This is a genomic window from Lentzea sp., from assembly GCF_036380075.1.
In the GTDB taxonomy this organism is placed as follows: domain Bacteria; phylum Actinomycetota; class Actinomycetes; order Mycobacteriales; family Pseudonocardiaceae; genus Lentzea.
On sequence record NZ_DASVFL010000241.1, the window covers coordinates 1 to 16,119 of the forward strand.

At 68.0% G+C, this 16,119-nt stretch carries 12 protein-coding genes; 9 read left to right on the forward strand and 3 right to left on the reverse strand.

Annotated elements, in window-relative coordinates:
- The 9 genes from VF330_RS26385 to VF330_RS26425 all read left to right on the forward strand — a co-directional run.
- Window positions 1–567, forward strand: a 567-nt coding sequence (locus VF330_RS26385) for an MCE family protein (protein WP_330854375.1), incomplete at its 5' end; no start/stop codon positions are given.
- Entirely contained in the window at window positions 564–1,565 is a 1,002-nt protein-coding gene (locus VF330_RS26390; protein WP_330854376.1) for an MCE family protein, read from the forward strand. The genes VF330_RS26385 and VF330_RS26390, both read left to right, overlap by 4 nt.
- Window positions 1,562–2,728, forward strand: a complete 1,167-nt coding sequence (locus tag VF330_RS26395) for an MCE family protein (protein ID WP_330854377.1) — start codon at window positions 1,562–1,564, stop codon at window positions 2,726–2,728. The genes VF330_RS26390 and VF330_RS26395 overlap by 4 nt, the downstream gene beginning before the upstream one ends.
- The gene (locus VF330_RS26400) at window positions 2,728–3,891 is read left to right on the forward strand and encodes an MCE family protein (RefSeq protein ID WP_330854378.1); all 1,164 of its coding nucleotides are present in this window, start codon (window positions 2,728–2,730) and stop codon (window positions 3,889–3,891) included. Before VF330_RS26395 ends, VF330_RS26400 begins: the two co-directional genes overlap by 1 nt.
- On the forward strand, window positions 3,888–5,117 hold the full coding sequence (locus tag VF330_RS26405; RefSeq protein ID WP_330854379.1) for an MCE family protein: 1,230 nt from the start codon (window positions 3,888–3,890) through the stop codon (window positions 5,115–5,117). The genes VF330_RS26400 and VF330_RS26405 overlap by 4 nt, the downstream gene beginning before the upstream one ends.
- Complete coding sequence (locus VF330_RS26410) at window positions 5,117–5,617, forward strand: nuclear transport factor 2 family protein (protein WP_330854380.1); 501 nt, start codon at window positions 5,117–5,119, stop codon at window positions 5,615–5,617. Before VF330_RS26405 ends, VF330_RS26410 begins: the two co-directional genes overlap by 1 nt.
- Before the next feature lie 14 nt (window positions 5,618–5,631).
- Window positions 5,632–6,531, forward strand: coding sequence for a hypothetical protein (locus VF330_RS26415; protein ID WP_330854381.1), 900 nt, complete (start codon window positions 5,632–5,634; stop codon window positions 6,529–6,531).
- 508 nt (window positions 6,532–7,039) lie between these two features.
- Complete coding sequence (locus VF330_RS26420; RefSeq protein WP_330854382.1) at window positions 7,040–10,525, forward strand: DNA-directed RNA polymerase subunit beta; 3,486 nt, start codon at window positions 7,040–7,042, stop codon at window positions 10,523–10,525.
- 102 nt (window positions 10,526–10,627) lie between these two features.
- Window positions 10,628–14,524: a DNA-directed RNA polymerase subunit beta' gene (locus VF330_RS26425; protein ID WP_330854383.1), complete on the forward strand. Its 3,897-nt coding sequence runs from the start codon at window positions 10,628–10,630 to the stop codon at window positions 14,522–14,524.
- Window positions 14,525–14,803: 279 nt separating this feature from the next.
- Here VF330_RS26425 and VF330_RS26430 read toward each other — a convergent pair whose 3' ends face one another.
- From VF330_RS26430 to VF330_RS26440, 3 genes are all read right to left on the reverse strand, one after another.
- Entirely contained in the window at window positions 14,804–15,085 is a 282-nt protein-coding gene (locus VF330_RS26430) for a DUF4287 domain-containing protein (protein ID WP_330854384.1), read from the reverse strand.
- A 79-nt stretch (window positions 15,086–15,164) separates the two neighbouring features.
- The gene (locus VF330_RS26435) at window positions 15,165–15,602 is read right to left on the reverse strand and encodes a hypothetical protein (RefSeq protein WP_330854385.1); all 438 of its coding nucleotides are present in this window, start codon (window positions 15,600–15,602) and stop codon (window positions 15,165–15,167) included.
- On the reverse strand, window positions 15,599–16,045 hold the full coding sequence (locus tag VF330_RS26440; RefSeq protein ID WP_330854386.1) for a hypothetical protein: 447 nt from the start codon (window positions 16,043–16,045) through the stop codon (window positions 15,599–15,601). Before VF330_RS26440 ends, VF330_RS26435 begins: the two co-directional genes overlap by 4 nt.
- Window positions 16,046–16,119: the final 74 nt, after the last annotated feature.

Consider the following 16,119-nt stretch of genomic DNA (forward strand, 5'->3'; position numbering starts at 1 on the left):
GACGTGAACAAGCTGTCGTTCGAGATCATCCAGGTGCTGCAGGGAGAGGGCAGCACCATCGACAGCCTGCTCCAGCACACGGCGTCGCTGACCAGCACGCTCGCGAGCAAGGACAAGGTGATCGGCGAGGTCGTCGACAACCTCAACACCGCGCTCGACACCGTGAACTCGCGCGACCAGGACTTCAACAACCTCGTGATCACGTTGCAGACGCTGGTGTCCGGGCTCGCCCAGGACCGCCAGCCGATCGGCGACGCGATCACCGCGCTCGGCGACCTGACGCAGGCGACGTCGGGGCTGCTGGAGCAGGGCCGCGAGCCGTTGAAGAACGACATCGCGCAGCTCGGCCTGGTCTCGAAGACGCTGGGCGACAGCGAGGCGCTGGTCGACGGCATGCTCCAGCGCCTGCCGAACAAGCTGGAGACGATCACCAGGACCGCGACCTACGGCTCGTGGTTCAACTTCTACCTGTGCGAGGCCAGCGGCCAGGTCGCCGTGCCGCCGGTCATCCCGAACCCGATCCCGATCACGGCGTTGCCGGTGACCCAGCAGAGGTGCCGCCGATGAAGACCTCGAATCCGATCAGGACCGGCGCGATCAGCCTGACGTTGATCGTCCTGTTGCTGCTGGCCGCGTTCTACTCCGACGACCTGCCGATCGTCGGCGGCGGCACGAGCTACGCCGCCGACTTCAGCGAGGCCGCGGGACTGGTGCCGGGCAACGAGGTCCGCGTCGCCGGCGTGAAGGTCGGCAAGGTCACCAAGGTCAAGCTCAACGGCGACCGCGTGCGGGTCACGTTCAAGGTCAAGGACGCCTGGGTGGGCGACCGGACGACCGCGATGATCCGCATCAAGACGTTGCTGGGCCAGAAGTTCGTGGCGCTGGACCCGCAGGGCAGCCAGCCGCTGTCGCCGGGCAGCCCGATCCCGAAGGAGCGCACGCTCGCGCCATACGACGTGAACGAGGCGTTCAACGGGCTCGCGACGACCGTCGGCCAGATCGACACCAAGCAGCTCGCGGACAGCTTCACGGTCCTGTCCGACACCTTCAAGAACTCGCCGGAGCACGTCCGCGGCGCGCTCGACGGCCTGTCGGCGCTGTCGAAGACGATCTCCTCGCGCGACGAGCAGCTGGCCAAGCTGCTGGACAACACCCGGCAGCTGACCAAGACGCTCGCCGACCGCAACGCCGAGTTCGAGAAGCTGCTCGGCGACGGCAACCTGCTGCTCGGCGAGCTGCGCAAGCGCCGCGAGGCGATCAGCGCGCTGCTGACCGGCACGCGCGACCTGGCCCGCGAGCTCAGCGGCCTGGTGCAGGACAACCAGAACCAGCTCAAACCGGCCCTGGAGCAGCTCGGCAGGGTCACCACGATCCTCCAGCGCAACCAGGACAACCTCGACCGCAGCCTCGCGCTGATGGCGCCGTTCTACCGGGTGTTCGCGAACACCCTGGGCAACGGGCGCTGGTTCGACACCTACATCTGCGGTCTGCTGCCGCCCGCGGTGAACCTCGGCGTCGTCGGGTTCAACGAGGAAGGCTGCCTGCCTCCGGGGGTGCAGCGATGACAGACGTGGCAACGTCCAGGGTCGGCCGGTTCATCGCGATCGCGTGCGTGCTGGCGCTGGTCGTGACGGCCGGTCTGTGGTGGGTCTTCGCCACCATGAACGGCCGCAAGGTCACGGCGCACTTCGCCGCGGCCGTCGGCGTCTACCCCGGCGGTGACGTGCGGGTGCTGGGCGTGAAGGTCGGCACGATCGACGAGGTCACGCCGGAGGGCAAGACCGTGAAGGTCGTGTTCACCGTCGACCGCGACGTCCGGGTGCCGGAGAACGCGCAGGCCGTCGTGGTCGCGCCGAGCGTGGTCAGCGACCGGTACGTGCAGCTCACGCCCGCCTACACCGGCGGTCCGACGCTGGGCGACGACGCGCTGATCCCGCGCGAGCGCACGGCGACGCCGGTCGAGCTGGACGAGCTGTACTCGTCGCTCGACAAGCTCACGACGGCGCTGGGCCCCAACGGTGCGAACGCCGACGGCGCCTTGGCGGACCTGCTGAACTCCGCCGCGAAGAACCTCGAGGGCAACGGCCAGGCGCTCAACGACACGCTGAAGAACCTCGGCCAGGCCACGCGGACGCTGTCGGGGTCCAAGGAGGACCTGTTCGCGACCGTCGACAACCTGCAGAAGTTCACCGCGATGCTGGCCGCGAACGACAGCCAGGTGCGCGACTTCAACCAGCAGCTCGCCGACGTGTCGAAGATGCTCGCCGACGAACGCGGTGACCTCGGTGCCGCGCTGTCGGAGCTCGCGACCGCTCTCGGCCAGGTGCAGGGCTTCGTCAAGGACAACCGCGAGGCCCTGAAGTCCAACGTGGACAAGCTGGCCTCGATCACGCAGGTGCTGGTGAACCAGCGGGCGGCGCTGGCGGAGACGCTCGACGTGGCGCCGCTGGCCCTGGGCAACCTGCAGAACTCCTACAACGCGGCGTCCGGCACGCTCGACACGCGCGCGAACATCAACGAGCTCAACCAGCCGCCGATCGTGCTGATCTGCAAGCTGGTGCAGCAGGCGACGCCGAACAACGTGCCGCCGGTGCTCGCGCAGACGTGCAAGCAGCTGGAGCCGTTGCTGACCGGCGCGATCCCGCTGAAGTCGCCGGCCGAGGTCATCAGCGACCTGAACGCGGGCAAGCTGCCGCTGCCCCTGCCGCTCGCGGGGGTGCCCCAGTGATGAGGAGACTGGTCGTGGGGCTGACGGCGGTGCTGCTGGTCTCGGGCTGCGGCTCGGGCGGTTTCGACGGCGTCTACAACCTGCCGCTGCCCGGCGGTGCCGACGTCGGCGACCACCCGTACCGGGTGAAGGCGCAGTTCAAGGACGTCCTGGACCTCGTGCCGCAGGCCGGCGTGAAGGTCAACGACGTCCCGGTCGGCCGGGTGGAGAAGATCGACCTCACCTCCGACGGCTGGACCGCCGAGGTCACCATGCTGGTCAACGGCGACGTGCAGCTGCCGGCCAACGCGTTCGCGAAGCTTCGCCAGTCCGCGCTGCTCGGCGAGAAGTTCGTCGAGCTGGGCAAGCCCTCCGACGCGGCGGGCAAGCTCGCGGACAACGCGGTGATCCCGTTGTCGAAGACGAACCGCAACCCCGAGGTCGAAGAGGTCTTCGGCGCGTTGTCGATGCTGCTCAACGGTGGTGGTGTGGCGCAGCTGCAGAACATCACCAAGGAGCTCAACGCCGCGATGGAGGGCAACGAGAAGGAGATCCGCTCCTTGCTCGGCAACCTGAACACGTTCGTCGGGGAGCTCGACAAGCACAAGGCGGAGATCGTCCGCGCGCTCGACTCGATCAACCGGCTCGCCGGGACGCTGGCGCAGCAGCGCGAGAAGATCGCGGTGGCGCTGACGGACCTGGAGCCGGGCCTGAAGGTGATCGCCGAGCAGCGCACGCAGCTCGTAACGCTGCTGAAGTCGCTGAACACCCTGTCGGACGTCGCGACGGACACGGTCAACAGGAGCCGTGACGACATCGTCGCGGACCTGAAGGCGTTGCAGCCGACGCTGACGAAGCTCGCCGAGTCGGGGCAGAACCTGCCGAAGTCGCTGGAGCTGCTGCTGACCTACCCGTTCCCGGACGAGGCGCTCGACGGCATCAAGGGCGACTACACCAACGCGTTCATCGACCTCGACCTGAACCTCGGCACGATCCTCGACAACCTGGGGCGCTCGCGGCAGTCGCCGATCGACTCGCTCCTGCCGCCGTCGCAGGGCACGCCGCTGCCGCTGCCCAACATCCCGTTGCCGAACATCCCGCTGCCGAACCTCGGGCAGGGGCAGGGGACCGGGTCGGGGCTGGGCGACCTGCTCGGCGGTCTGCTGGGAGGTGGTCGCAAGTGATCCTGCGGTCGACGAAGCTCAAGATCGGCGCGTTCGTGCTGGTCGCGCTGCTGGGCATCTCCTATGTCAGCGCCACCTACATCGGCCTGTTCAAGTCGGCGTCGACGGTCGTGACGATGCAGCTCGCCGACTCCGGCGGCATCTTCACCAACGCCGAGGTCACCTACCGCGGCGTGACGATCGGCCGCGTCGGGCAGCTGCGGCTGACCTCCGACGGCGTCGAGGTCGACCTGGAGCTCGACGCGGACGCGCCGCGCGTGCCGGCCGCGACCGAGGCCGTGGTGGCCAACCGGTCGGCCGTCGGCGAGCAGTTCGTGGACCTGCGGCCGAAGACGGACGCCGGCCCGTACCTGGAGGCCGGCTCGGTCATCCCGCGGTCGGCGACCAAGACGCCGCCGCCGGTCGACGGTCTGCTGTCGAACCTGGACGCGTTCGCGTCGTCGGTGCCCACGAACTCGCTGAAGACCGTGGTCGACGAGCTGCACACCGCGTTCAACGGCACCGGCGGCGACCTGCAGGTGCTGATCGACAACACCGCGGCGTTCACGGCCGCGGCGAAGGAGCACCTGCCCCAGACGACGCAGCTGCTCCAGGACGGCCGGATCGTGCTGGCCACGCAGGCCGCGCAGGGCGGTGCCATCCGGTCGTTCAGCGGTGACCTGCGGCTGCTCGCCGAGCAGCTCAAGGCCTCCGACGGCGACCTGCGGCGGTTGATCGTCGCCGTGCCGCCGGCGTCCGAGCAGGTCTCGGCGCTGCTGAAGGAGAGCGGCCCGAACCTCGGGGTGGTCTTCGCGAACCTGCTGACCACGTCGAACATCCTCGTGACCAGGCGCGACGGCCTGGAACAGCTCGCGGTGACGTACCCCATCGCCGTCGGTGGCGGCTTCACCGTGGCGCCGGGGGACGGGACGGCGCACTTCGGGCTCGCGCTGAACGTCTTCGACCCGATGCCGTGCACGGTCGGGTACGAGGGCACGACCATCAGGACGGGCAACGACACGTCCGCCGCACCGCTGAACACGCAGGCCTACTGCGCCCTGGCGCGCGGGTCGGCCACGTCGGTGCGAGGCTCGCAGAACGCGCCCTACGGCGGCACGCCGACGACGCCCGTGGGCAACGCGACGACGCAACCCGGCCAGGAGCCGACGGGTCAGCAGGCGGTGCCGGAACTGCCTCTGCTGACGTCGCTGGGCGCGCTGCTGGGTCTGCCGGAGGGGAAGAAGTAGTGCGGATCTTCACTGTGGTCGCCGCCGTGCTGGCGGTGCTGGCGTTCGGGTACGCCGCGTACTCCGGCGTGGCCTGGTACTCGGCCTCCCACTCGTCGGAGTCCTCGTTCGCCGCGGCGCGCGACGAGGCGCTGCGCTCCGGCCAGGTGGGCGTCGCGAACTTCCTGACGCTCGACTACAAGAAGGTCGACGAGGACCTCCAGCGGTGGCTCAACTCGTCCACCGGCGAGCTGCGCGCCGAGATCGACAAGGACAAGGACTCGCGCAAGAAGCAGCTGGTCGACGCCAAGTCCGTGACGACGTCGAAGGTGCTCGACTCCGCCATCACCGAGCTGGACGACCGCACCGGCACCGCGTCGATGATCGCCGTCGTCGAGAGCACCGTGACCCCGGACGGCGGCCAGAAGGTCACCAAGATCAACCGGTACCTGACCGAGCTCACCCGCACGGACGACGGCTGGAAGCTGAGCCAGCTGGGCCCGCTGCGGGCGGGCGTCTGATTGGACGAGAGCACGTGCCCCCTTCCCGCCGCCGCCCCATCCCGACGCCCCCGGCAGGAGGCCGCCCGAAGGTCGCCGGCCTGAACCGCCGCACCACCTCCGACCCGGTGGCGCCCGAGGCCGTGCCGGAGCCCGTGGCTGTTCCGGAGACCGAGGCCGCGCCGGAGCCCGTGGTCGTCCCGGAGCCCGAGGCCGAGGAGCTCACGGCGCCGGAGGCGGTCGAGTGGGAGCCGGCGTCGCCGAAGCCGGAGGAACCCGCCGAGGAGCCCTCCGCGCCGGTCGCGGAGAAGGTTGCCGCGAAGCCGAAGGCCGCCAAGCCCGTCGAGGTGGAGTCCGCCGAGGTGGAGGCCGCCGAGGAGGAGGCCGCCGAGCCGGCCACCCCGAGGAACGCCTGGCTGCTGCCGGCGGCCCTGCTGGTGGTCGCGGTGCTGCTGGGCGCATTGGGCACGTTCTTCCTGGTCAAGTCGCGCGCGGTGTCCTACGACGCGGCCCTGGTCGACGCCGGCACCACCTCGGCGGTGAACGGCCAGGTCCGCGAGGCCGTCGAGAAGTCGTTCTCCTACAACTTCGCCGACGTGGCGGCCACCGAGAAGGCGGCGAAGGAGCTGCTGACCGGCAAGGCCCTCTGCCAGTACAACGCGGTGTTCGGCCCGGTGAAGGAGGTCGCGCCCCAGCAGAAGCTGGTCGTGACCGTCCGCGTCGTCTCCTCCGCGGTCTCGTCGCTCAAGGACGGCCGGGCCACCGTGCTGGTCTTCGCCGACCAGGTCACCACCCGCACCACCGACAACCAGTCGGGCGGCGGCACGGCCATGCTCCGCGTGAGCGCGGTCGACGACGGCGGCCGCTGGAAGATCGACAACATGGAGATGTTCGGGGCGACGGCGGAGCAGAACCGCCAGCTCCAGGGCTGCTGACGCGGGGCGCCGGCCGGGGAGGTCGTTTGGCCCGGGCCGGTGCGCGCCCGCCGGCGCCGCTGCCCTAAGATCAACAACCCTGGGAAATGCCCCGGAAGCACCCGGAACACACCTCTCGCCAGTCCCGACACGCGTGATCTCGGTCACAGGGAAACTGGTGGCGCTCTGTAAGACGACTTGAAGCCGTCAACTTCCCACCGGATCGGCCGCACGCGTGTTTGTGCAGGTCAAATGAGTGGCGGAAAGTAAACGTCGCTCCATCCACAGGGTGGATCGGTCTGCAACATCTTGACTGCGCGCTCATGCAGGGTCACTCTGTCGGTGAGCAAGAGGAGGGTCCTTCCAGGTGCCTCTCGACAGTCGCCGTGCGCGTGGCTAGACTGCCCCTTTGCGCTGCCCATTTTCCGCTTGCCCTTCGCCGAGAGCGTGGATTATGCGGGCATCGCCGCACCCTTGACAGCCGTGCTAGTTCGCTCTAGCCAGCTACCTGTCCCTGGAAGGACGCATCTTGGCGATCTCTCGCGCGACCAAGGCCACTGCTGCGACCAACTCCACGTCGGGGATCCCTGGAGCGCCGAAGCGGGTCTCGTTCGCGAAGATTAACGAGCCGCTTTCGACGCCCAACCTGCTTGACCTGCAGATCCAGTCCTTTGAGTGGCTGACGGGCGATGAGGCGTGGTTCCAGCGCCGCATCGACGCCGGCGACGAGAACCCGACGGGCGGCCTCGAAGAGGTCCTCAACGAGATCTCGCCGATCGAGGACTTCTCCGGCTCCATGTCACTGTCCTTCTCCGATCCGCGCTACGACGAGGTCAAGGCCTCGACGGAAGAGTGCAAGGACAAGGACATGACGTACGCGGCACCGTTGTTCGTCACGGCGGAGTTCACCAACCACACCACTGGCGAGATCAAGAGCCAGACGGTGTTCATGGGTGACTTCCCGATGATGACGAGCAAGGGCACGTTCATCATCAACGGCACTGAGCGCGTGGTGGTCTCTCAGCTCGTGCGTTCGCCCGGTGTCTACTACGACACCGCGGTCGACAAGACGACGGACAAGGACGTCTTCAGCGTCAAGATCATCCCGTCCCGGGGTGCCTGGCTGGAGTTCGACGTCGACAAGCGCGACACCGTCGGTGTCCGCATCGACCGCAAGCGTCGCCAGCCGGTGACGGTGCTGTTGAAGGCTCTGGGCTGGAGCACGGAGCAGATTCGCGAGCGGTTCGCGTTCAGCGAGACGTTGCTGACCACGCTCGAGAAGGACCACACCGCGGGTACCGACGAGGCGTTGCTCGACATCTACCGCAAGCTGCGTCCGGGCGAGCCGCCCACGAAGGAGTCCGCGCAGGCCCTGCTGGAGAACCTGTTCTTCAAGGACAAGCGCTACGACCTGGCGAAGGTTGGCCGCTACAAGGTCAACAAGAAGCTGGGCCTGGACACCGACATCAACACCGGTGTGCTGACCGAGGACGACATCGTCACGACGATCGAGTACCTCGTCCGCCTGCACGCGGGTGAGACGCAGATGGACGGTGCCAACGGCACCGAGGTTCCCGTCGAGGTCGACGACATCGACCACTTCGGCAACCGCCGCCTCCGCACGGTCGGCGAGCTCATCCAGAACCAGATCCGCGTCGGCCTGTCCCGCATGGAGCGCGTCGTCCGCGAGCGCATGACCACGCAGGACGTCGAGGCCATCACGCCGCAGACCCTGATCAACATCCGTCCCGTCGTGGCGGCGATCAAGGAGTTCTTCGGCACCTCGCAGCTGTCGCAGTTCATGGACCAGACCAACCCGCTCGCGGGTCTGACCCACAAGCGCCGCCTGTCGGCGCTGGGTCCCGGTGGTCTGTCCCGTGAGCGGGCCGGCATGGAGGTCCGCGACGTCCACCCGTCGCACTACGGCCGCATGTGCCCGATCGAGACGCCGGAAGGCCCGAACATCGGCCTGATCGGTTCGCTCTCGAGCTACGCGCGGGTCAACCCGTTCGGCTTCATCGAGACGCCGTACCGCAAGGTCGTCGAGGGCCGGGTCACCGACCAGATCGACTACCTGACCGCGGACGAGGAAGACCGCTTCGTCAAGGCGCAGGCGAACTCGCCGACCGACGACGAGGGCAACTTCACCGACGACCGCGTCCTGGTCCGCAAGAAGGGCGGCGAGGTCGAGTTCATCGACCCGACCGACGTCGACTACATGGACGTCTCGCCGCGCCAGATGGTGTCGGCCGCGACCGCCATGATCCCGTTCCTCGAGCACGACGACGCCAACCGCGCCCTGATGGGTGCGAACATGCAGCGCCAGGCCGTGCCGCTGCTCCGCTCCGAGTCGCCGCTCGTCGGCACCGGCATGGAGCTGCGCGCCGCGGTCGACGCTGGTGACGTCGTCGTCGCGAAGAAGACCGGTGTGGTCGAGGAGGTCTCCGCCGACTACATCACCGTCATGGCCGACGACGGTGCGCGCAACACCTACGCGCTGCACAAGTTCCGCCGCTCGAACCAGGGCACCTGCATCAACCAGAAGCCCATCGTCAACGAGGGCGACCGGGTCGAGCACGGCCAGGTGCTGGCCGACGGTCCGTGCACCGAGAACGCCGAGATGGCGCTCGGCAAGAACCTGCTCGTGGCGATCATGCCGTGGGAAGGCCACAACTACGAGGACGCGATCATCCTGTCGCAGCGCCTCGTGCAGGACGACGTTCTCACCTCGATCCACATCGAGGAGCACGAGATCGACGCCCGCGACACGAAGCTCGGCGCCGAGGAGATCACCCGGGACATCCCGAACGTCTCCGAGGAGGTCCTGGCCGACCTGGACGAGCGCGGCATCATCCGCATCGGTGCCGAGGTCCAGCCCGGCGACATCCTCGTCGGCAAGGTCACGCCCAAGGGCGAGACCGAGCTGACGCCGGAGGAGCGCCTGCTCCGCGCGATCTTCGGTGAGAAGGCGCGCGAGGTGCGCGACACGTCGCTGAAGGTGCCGCACGGCGAGTACGGCAAGGTCATCGGCATCCGCGTGTTCTCCCGCGAGGACGACGACGAGCTGCCTCCGGGCGTCAACGAGCTCGTGCGCGTCTACGTGGCCCAGAAGCGCAAGATCCAGGACGGTGACAAGCTCGCCGGCCGCCACGGCAACAAGGGCGTCATCGGCAAGATCCTCCCCGTGGAGGACATGCCGTTCCTCGAGGACGGCACGCCGGTCGACATCATCCTGAACACGCACGGTGTTCCCCGTCGTATGAACATCGGCCAGGTGCTGGAGACCCACCTCGGGTGGATCGCCAAGCAGGGCTGGAGCATCAACGGCGACCCGGACTGGGCGAAGAACCTGTCCGAGGAACTGATGGACGTGGAGCCCGGCACCAAGACCGCGACCCCCGTGTTCGACGGCGCGAAGGAAGAGGAGATCACGGGCCTGCTCGGCTCGACGATCCCGAACCGCGACGGCGAGCGGATGGTCAAGGAGAACGGGAAGGCGCAGCTCTTCGACGGCCGCTCCGGCGAGCCGTACCCGTTCCCGGTGTCCGTCGGCTACATGTACATCCTGAAGCTGCTGCACCTGGTCGACGACAAGATCCACGCGCGTTCGACCGGCCCGTACTCGATGATCACGCAGCAGCCGCTGGGTGGTAAGGCGCAGTTCGGTGGTCAGCGCTTCGGTGAGATGGAGTGCTGGGCGATGCAGGCGTACGGCGCCGCATACACCCTGCAGGAGCTTCTCACCATCAAGTCCGACGACGTGCTCGGCCGCGTGAAGGTCTACGAGGCCATCGTCAAGGGCGAGAACATCCCGGAACCCGGTATCCCGGAGTCCTTCAAGGTGCTGCTCAAGGAGCTGCAGTCGCTCTGCCTCAACGTCGAGGTCCTGTCTTCGGACGGTGCCGCGATCGAGATGCGCGACGGCGACGACGAGGACCTGGAGCGCGCGGCCGCGAACCTCGGCATCAACCTGTCGAGGTCCGAGTCGCCCTCCGTGGACGACGTCGTCAACTAGTCACCTCGCCGGCTGGGGAGCGCGATGCCTCCCGCGTAGCGCTCCCCAGCCCTCCCGACCAGCTCCTTTTGCCACCGATCTAAAAAGGGGAAGAGAGTAGACGTGCTCGACGTCAACTTCTTCGATGAGCTCCGCATCGGTCTCGCGACCGCGGACGACATCCGCCAGTGGTCTTTTGGCGAGGTCAAGAAGCCCGAGACCATCAACTACCGCACGCTCAAGCCCGAGAAGGACGGCTTGTTCTGCGAGAAGATCTTCGGTCCCACCAGGGACTGGGAGTGCTACTGCGGCAAGTACAAGCGCGTGCGCTTCAAGGGCATCATCTGCGAGCGCTGCGGCGTCGAGGTGACCCGCGCGAAGGTGCGTCGTGAGCGCATGGGCCACATCGAGCTCGCCGCTCCGGTCACGCACATCTGGTACTTCAAGGGCGTCCCCAGCCGGTTGGGCTACCTGCTCGACCTGGCCCCCAAGGACCTCGAGAAGATCATCTACTTCGCCGCCTACGTCATCGTGGGCGTGAACGCCGAGCTGCGCCACAACGACCTGCCGACGCTCGAGAGCGAGATGCAGGTCGAGCGCAAGCGCGTCGAGAACCGCCGCGACGCCGACGTGGAGGCCCGCGCCCAGAAGCTCGAGGCCGACCTGGCCGAGCTCGAGGCCGAGGGTGCCAAGTCCGACGTGCGCCGCAAGGTCAAGGAGGGCGGCGAACGTGAGATGCGCCAGCTCCGCGACCGCGCCCAGCGCGAGCTGGACCGCCTCGACGAGATCTGGTCCACGTTCACCAAGCTGGACAAGGCCCAGCTGATCGCGGACGAGCTGCTCTACCGCGAGCTGTACGACCGCTACGGCGACTACTTCACCGGTGCCATGGGCGCCGAGGCCATCCAGAAGCTCCTGGGTGACTACGACGTCGACGCCGAGGCCGAGGTCCTGCGCGAGACGATCCGCAGCGGCAAGGGCCAGAAGAAGCTGCGGGCGCTCAAGCGCCTCAAGGTCGTGGCCGCCTTCCAGGCGACCCGCAACAACCCGCAGGGCATGGTCCTGGACTGCGTCCCGGTCATCCCGCCGGACCTGCGCCCGATGGTGCAGCTCGACGGTGGCCGCTTCGCGACGTCCGACCTGAACGACCTGTACCGCCGCGTCATCAACCGCAACAACCGCCTCAAGCGACTGATCGACCTCGGCGCGCCCGAGATCATCGTCAACAACGAGAAGCGGATGCTGCAGGAGGCCGTCGACGCGCTGTTCGACAACGGCCGTCGCGGCCGGCCGGTCACCGGCCCGGGCAACCGCCCGCTCAAGTCGCTGTCCGACCTGCTGAAGGGCAAGCAGGGCCGGTTCCGCCAGAACCTGCTCGGCAAGCGCGTCGACTACTCCGGCCGTTCGGTCATCGTCGTCGGCCCGCAGCTCAAGCTGCACCAGTGCGGTCTGCCCAAGCAGATGGCCCTGGAGCTGTTCAAGCCGTTCGTGATGAAGCGGCTCGTGGATCTCAACCACGCGCAGAACATCAAGTCCGCCAAGCGGATGGTCGAGCGTGCGCGCCCGGCCGTGTGGGACGTGCTGGAAGAGGTCATCACCGAGCACCCGGTGCTGCTCAACCGCGCACCCACGCTGCACCGCCTCGGCATCCAGGCCTTCGAGCCGCAGCTGGTCGAGGGCAAGGCCATCCAGCTGCACCCGCTGGTCTGTGAAGCGTTCAACGCCGACTTCGACGGTGACCAGATGGCGGTCCACCTGCCGCTGTCCGCCGAGGCGCAGGCCGAGGCCCGCGTCCTGATGCTGTCGTCGAACAACATCCTGTCCCCGGCGTCCGGCAAGCCGCTGGCCATGCCGCGCCTGGACATGGTGACGGGTCTGTACCACCTGACCCGCCACAAGAAGGACGACATCGGCGAGGGCCACTTCTACTCGTCGCCGGCCGAGGCGCTCATGGCGTTCGACCGCAAGGTCCTGGGCCTGCAGGCGATGGTGAAGATCCGCGTCTCCGACAAGAACCCGCCGAAGGGCCAGGAGCCCGAGGGCTGGGAGCCCGGTCAGCCGTGGCTCGCGGAGACCACGCTGGGTCGCGTGCTGTTCAACGAGATCCTGCCGCAGGACTACGCCTTCATCAACGAGGTCATGCCCAAGAAGCGGCAGGCCGTGATCATCAACGACCTCGCCGAGCGGTACCCGATGGTCACCGTCGCCCGGACGCTGGACAAGCTGAAGGACGCCGGCTTCCACTGGGCCACCCGCTCCGGTGTCACGGTCGCGATCTCGGACGTCCTCGTCCCGAAGGCGAAGCAGGGCATCCTCGACGAGCACGAGCGCCTCGCGGACGCCGTCGAGAAGCGCTACCAGCGCGGTCAGCTCTCCCACGAGGAGCGCAACTCCGAGCTGGTCAAGGTGTGGACCAAGGCCACCGAGCAGGTCCACGAGATCATGGAAGACAACTTCCCCGAGGACAACTCGATCCGCGTCATCGTGCAGTCCGGCGCCGCCGGCAACATGACGCAGGTCCGTTCGCTCGCGGGTATGCGTGGTCTCGTGACCAACCCGAAGGGTGAGTACATCCCGCGTCCGATCAAGAACTCGTTCCGCGAGGGCTTGTCGGTGCTCGAGTACTTCATCGCGACGCACGGTGCCCGCAAGGGTCTGGCCGACACGGCGCTCCGCACCGCCGACTCGGGTTACCTGACCCGTCGTCTGGTGGACGTCTCGCAGGACGTCATCATCCGCGAGGTCGACTGCGGCACCACCCGTGGTGTCCAGATGACCGTCGGCGAGCAGCTGGGCGACAAGGTCGGCCTGCACGAGTTCGCGCAGACGTCGGTCTACGCCCGCACGGTCGCGGACGACATCCTCGACGCGTCCGGCAACCTCGTGCTGAACCGCGGCGACGACCTGGGCGACCCGGCACTGCAGTCGCTGGTCGACGCCGGGATCATCCGCGTGAAGGTCCGCTCGGTCCTGACCTGCGAGTCCGCGGTCGGCGTGTGCGCGTCCTGCTACGGCCGCTCGATGGCCACCGGCCAGCTGGTCGACGTCGGCGAGGCCGTCGGCATCGTCGCCGCCCAGTCGATCGGTGAGCCGGGCACGCAGCTGACGATGCGCACGTTCCACCAGGGCGGTGTGGCCGGTGACGACATCACGACCGGTCTGCCCCGTGTCCAGGAGCTCTTCGAGGCCCGCGTCCCGAAGGGCAAGGCGCCGATCGCCGACGTCGACGGCCGCGTCCGCATCGAGGACGGCGACCGCTTCTGGAAGATCACGCTGATCCCGGACGACGGTTCCGAGGAGATCGTGTTCGAGAAGCTGTCGAAGCGTCAGCGTCTCGCCAACACGGCGACCGGCCCGCTGCAGGACGGCGACCACGTGGCCGTCGGCCAGCAGCTGCTGGAAGGTACTCCGGACCCGCACGAGGTCCTGCGCGTCATGGGCCCGCGCGAGGCCCAGCTGCACCTGGTGCAGGAAGTGCAGAAGGTGTACCGCGCCCAGGGTGTGGCCATCCACGACAAGCACATCGAGGTCATCGTCCGGCAGATGCTCCGCCGGGTGACGATCATCGACTCCGGTGCGACGGAGTTCCTGCCGGGCTCGCTGGTCGAGCGCGCGGACTTCGAGTCGGGCAACCGCGCGGTCGTCGCCGAAGGTGGCGAGCCGGCTGCCGGTCGTCCGGTGCTGATGGGTATCACGAAGGCTTCTCTCGCGACCGACTCGTGGCTGTCCGCCGCGTCGTTCCAGGAGACGACCCGCGTGCTGACCGACGCCGCCATCAACGGGCGTTCGGACAAGCTCATCGGTCTGAAGGAGAACGTGATCATCGGTAAGTTGATCCCGGCTGGTACGGGCATCAACCGGTACCGCAACATCCAGGTCCAGCCGACCGAGGAGGCTCGCGCTGCTGCTTACGCGATTCCTTCTTACGACGACGGGTACTACACGCCCGACGTCTTCGGGACTGGCACTGGTGCGGCTGTGCCGCTGGACGACTACGACTTCGGGCGGGACTACCGCTAAGTGGTCGTGAGACGGCCCCCGGGAGCTTCGGCTTCCGGGGGCCGTTTTCGTTTGTGCGTTGGTTGCTTTATTGCGAGCGGGTGCCTGTTCACTGCGCGGGGCTCCGCCCCGGACCCCGCCAATCTGATCAAGAACCGGGCCGGCGCCGCTCGCGGGTTGATGGCACGCCTGTTGCGTTGGGCGGCTTGCTGATGCGTCGTCTGGTTGCGGTGGTGGGGCGGAACCACCCCACCCGGCCCTGCCGGTAAAGCGGCTCGCCTTCGGCTTCGCGGGTCGCGGTTAGCGGTTGGCGATTCCGTCCAGCCGCAGCGTTGTCGACTCGTCTCGGTGGCTGCCGGCGGTGCCGACGTGCTTCTCGCTGATCTGCGGGCCGTTCTTCAGCACGTGGTACAGGGCCATGCCGTGGCCTTTGCCCAGGTCGTAGTCCGTCTTCAGCCATTCCAGGAACACACCGGCCTTCGTCGTGCCGTCGTAGCCGCGTTCTGCCGCTGCTGCCAGCAGGGCTGCCGGGGTCTTGCCGGTCTTCTTCTCGGCGCCGTCGAGGTAGGCCTGGAAGGACATCGTGGGCTCCGTTCGTCGTGGTGCCCGAAGCCTAGGACAACTGCGGCTGTCTTGACAAGAAAATTTGTCGGTGGCCTGCTCAGCGGCGGCGGGCCCTGGTCAGGGCTCTGGCTCTGATCACCAGGTCGTCCACCAGGTGTTCGTCCACCAGGGGTGGGATGCCGGACTCGTCGGTGCAGCAGCGGGGTTTGGTGCGCTTCTCGGAGAGTCTCGGGCGGACGCCGGCCATCTCGTAGAGGGCTTCGTAGAGGTCCAGGCCCGGGTCGTCGTCGTGCGGGCCCACCAGCAGGACCCAGACCGTGTCCGGGGTGGGGAAGGCGACCACGACGCGGTCGGCGCCCCTGAGGTGTTTCACGCAGAGGCGGGGGAGGGGTTCCGGGCCCGTCACGCGGTAGCCGAGGGCGGCGCAGCCCGAGTGGGCCAGCTCGTCGAGGAAGCGTTCGTAGGCCAGGCGGGCTCGGCCGCGCAGGCCGTTGGCCTGGGCGTGTGCCGTGTGGGTTTCGACTACCTGGATCAAGCTGTGCGGACCACGCGTCCCTTGCCGTTGCGCATCTCGTCGAGGGCGGTGGCGAGGTCCTGCCTGTCCAGCAGCGACTGGTCGCTGAGGCGGCGGTGGACCTCGTCGATGAGGCCGCGGGTCTTGCCGGCGCGGCGGAGGTCCGAGACGAGGTGGAGGACCTCGTGCAGGCGCACGGTGTCGAGGAGCATGCGCGGTTCTTGGCTGTGGATGGCCAGGACGCCTTCTCTGGCCCAGGCCTTCACGGTCTTCTCGGTGAGGTCGAGGAGCTCGCCCGCCACCACGGGTCGCACCGGTGGGGCTTGGCGGAGCGTGCGGGCCACCACGCCGTCCAGCTTGAGGCGGCGTTCGTCGTCGGCTGCCAGGGACGATGCTACGGACTCGATCTCTTCGATCGTTTCGAACAGGTCCCGGATCTGGGCGGCCTCGGTCGCGACAGACATGGGTGCTCCTCCCGTTGACTACCGATTATCGCGCGGAAATTCGGTAGTCGTCAACGGCCCCGGAGCAGGGATCC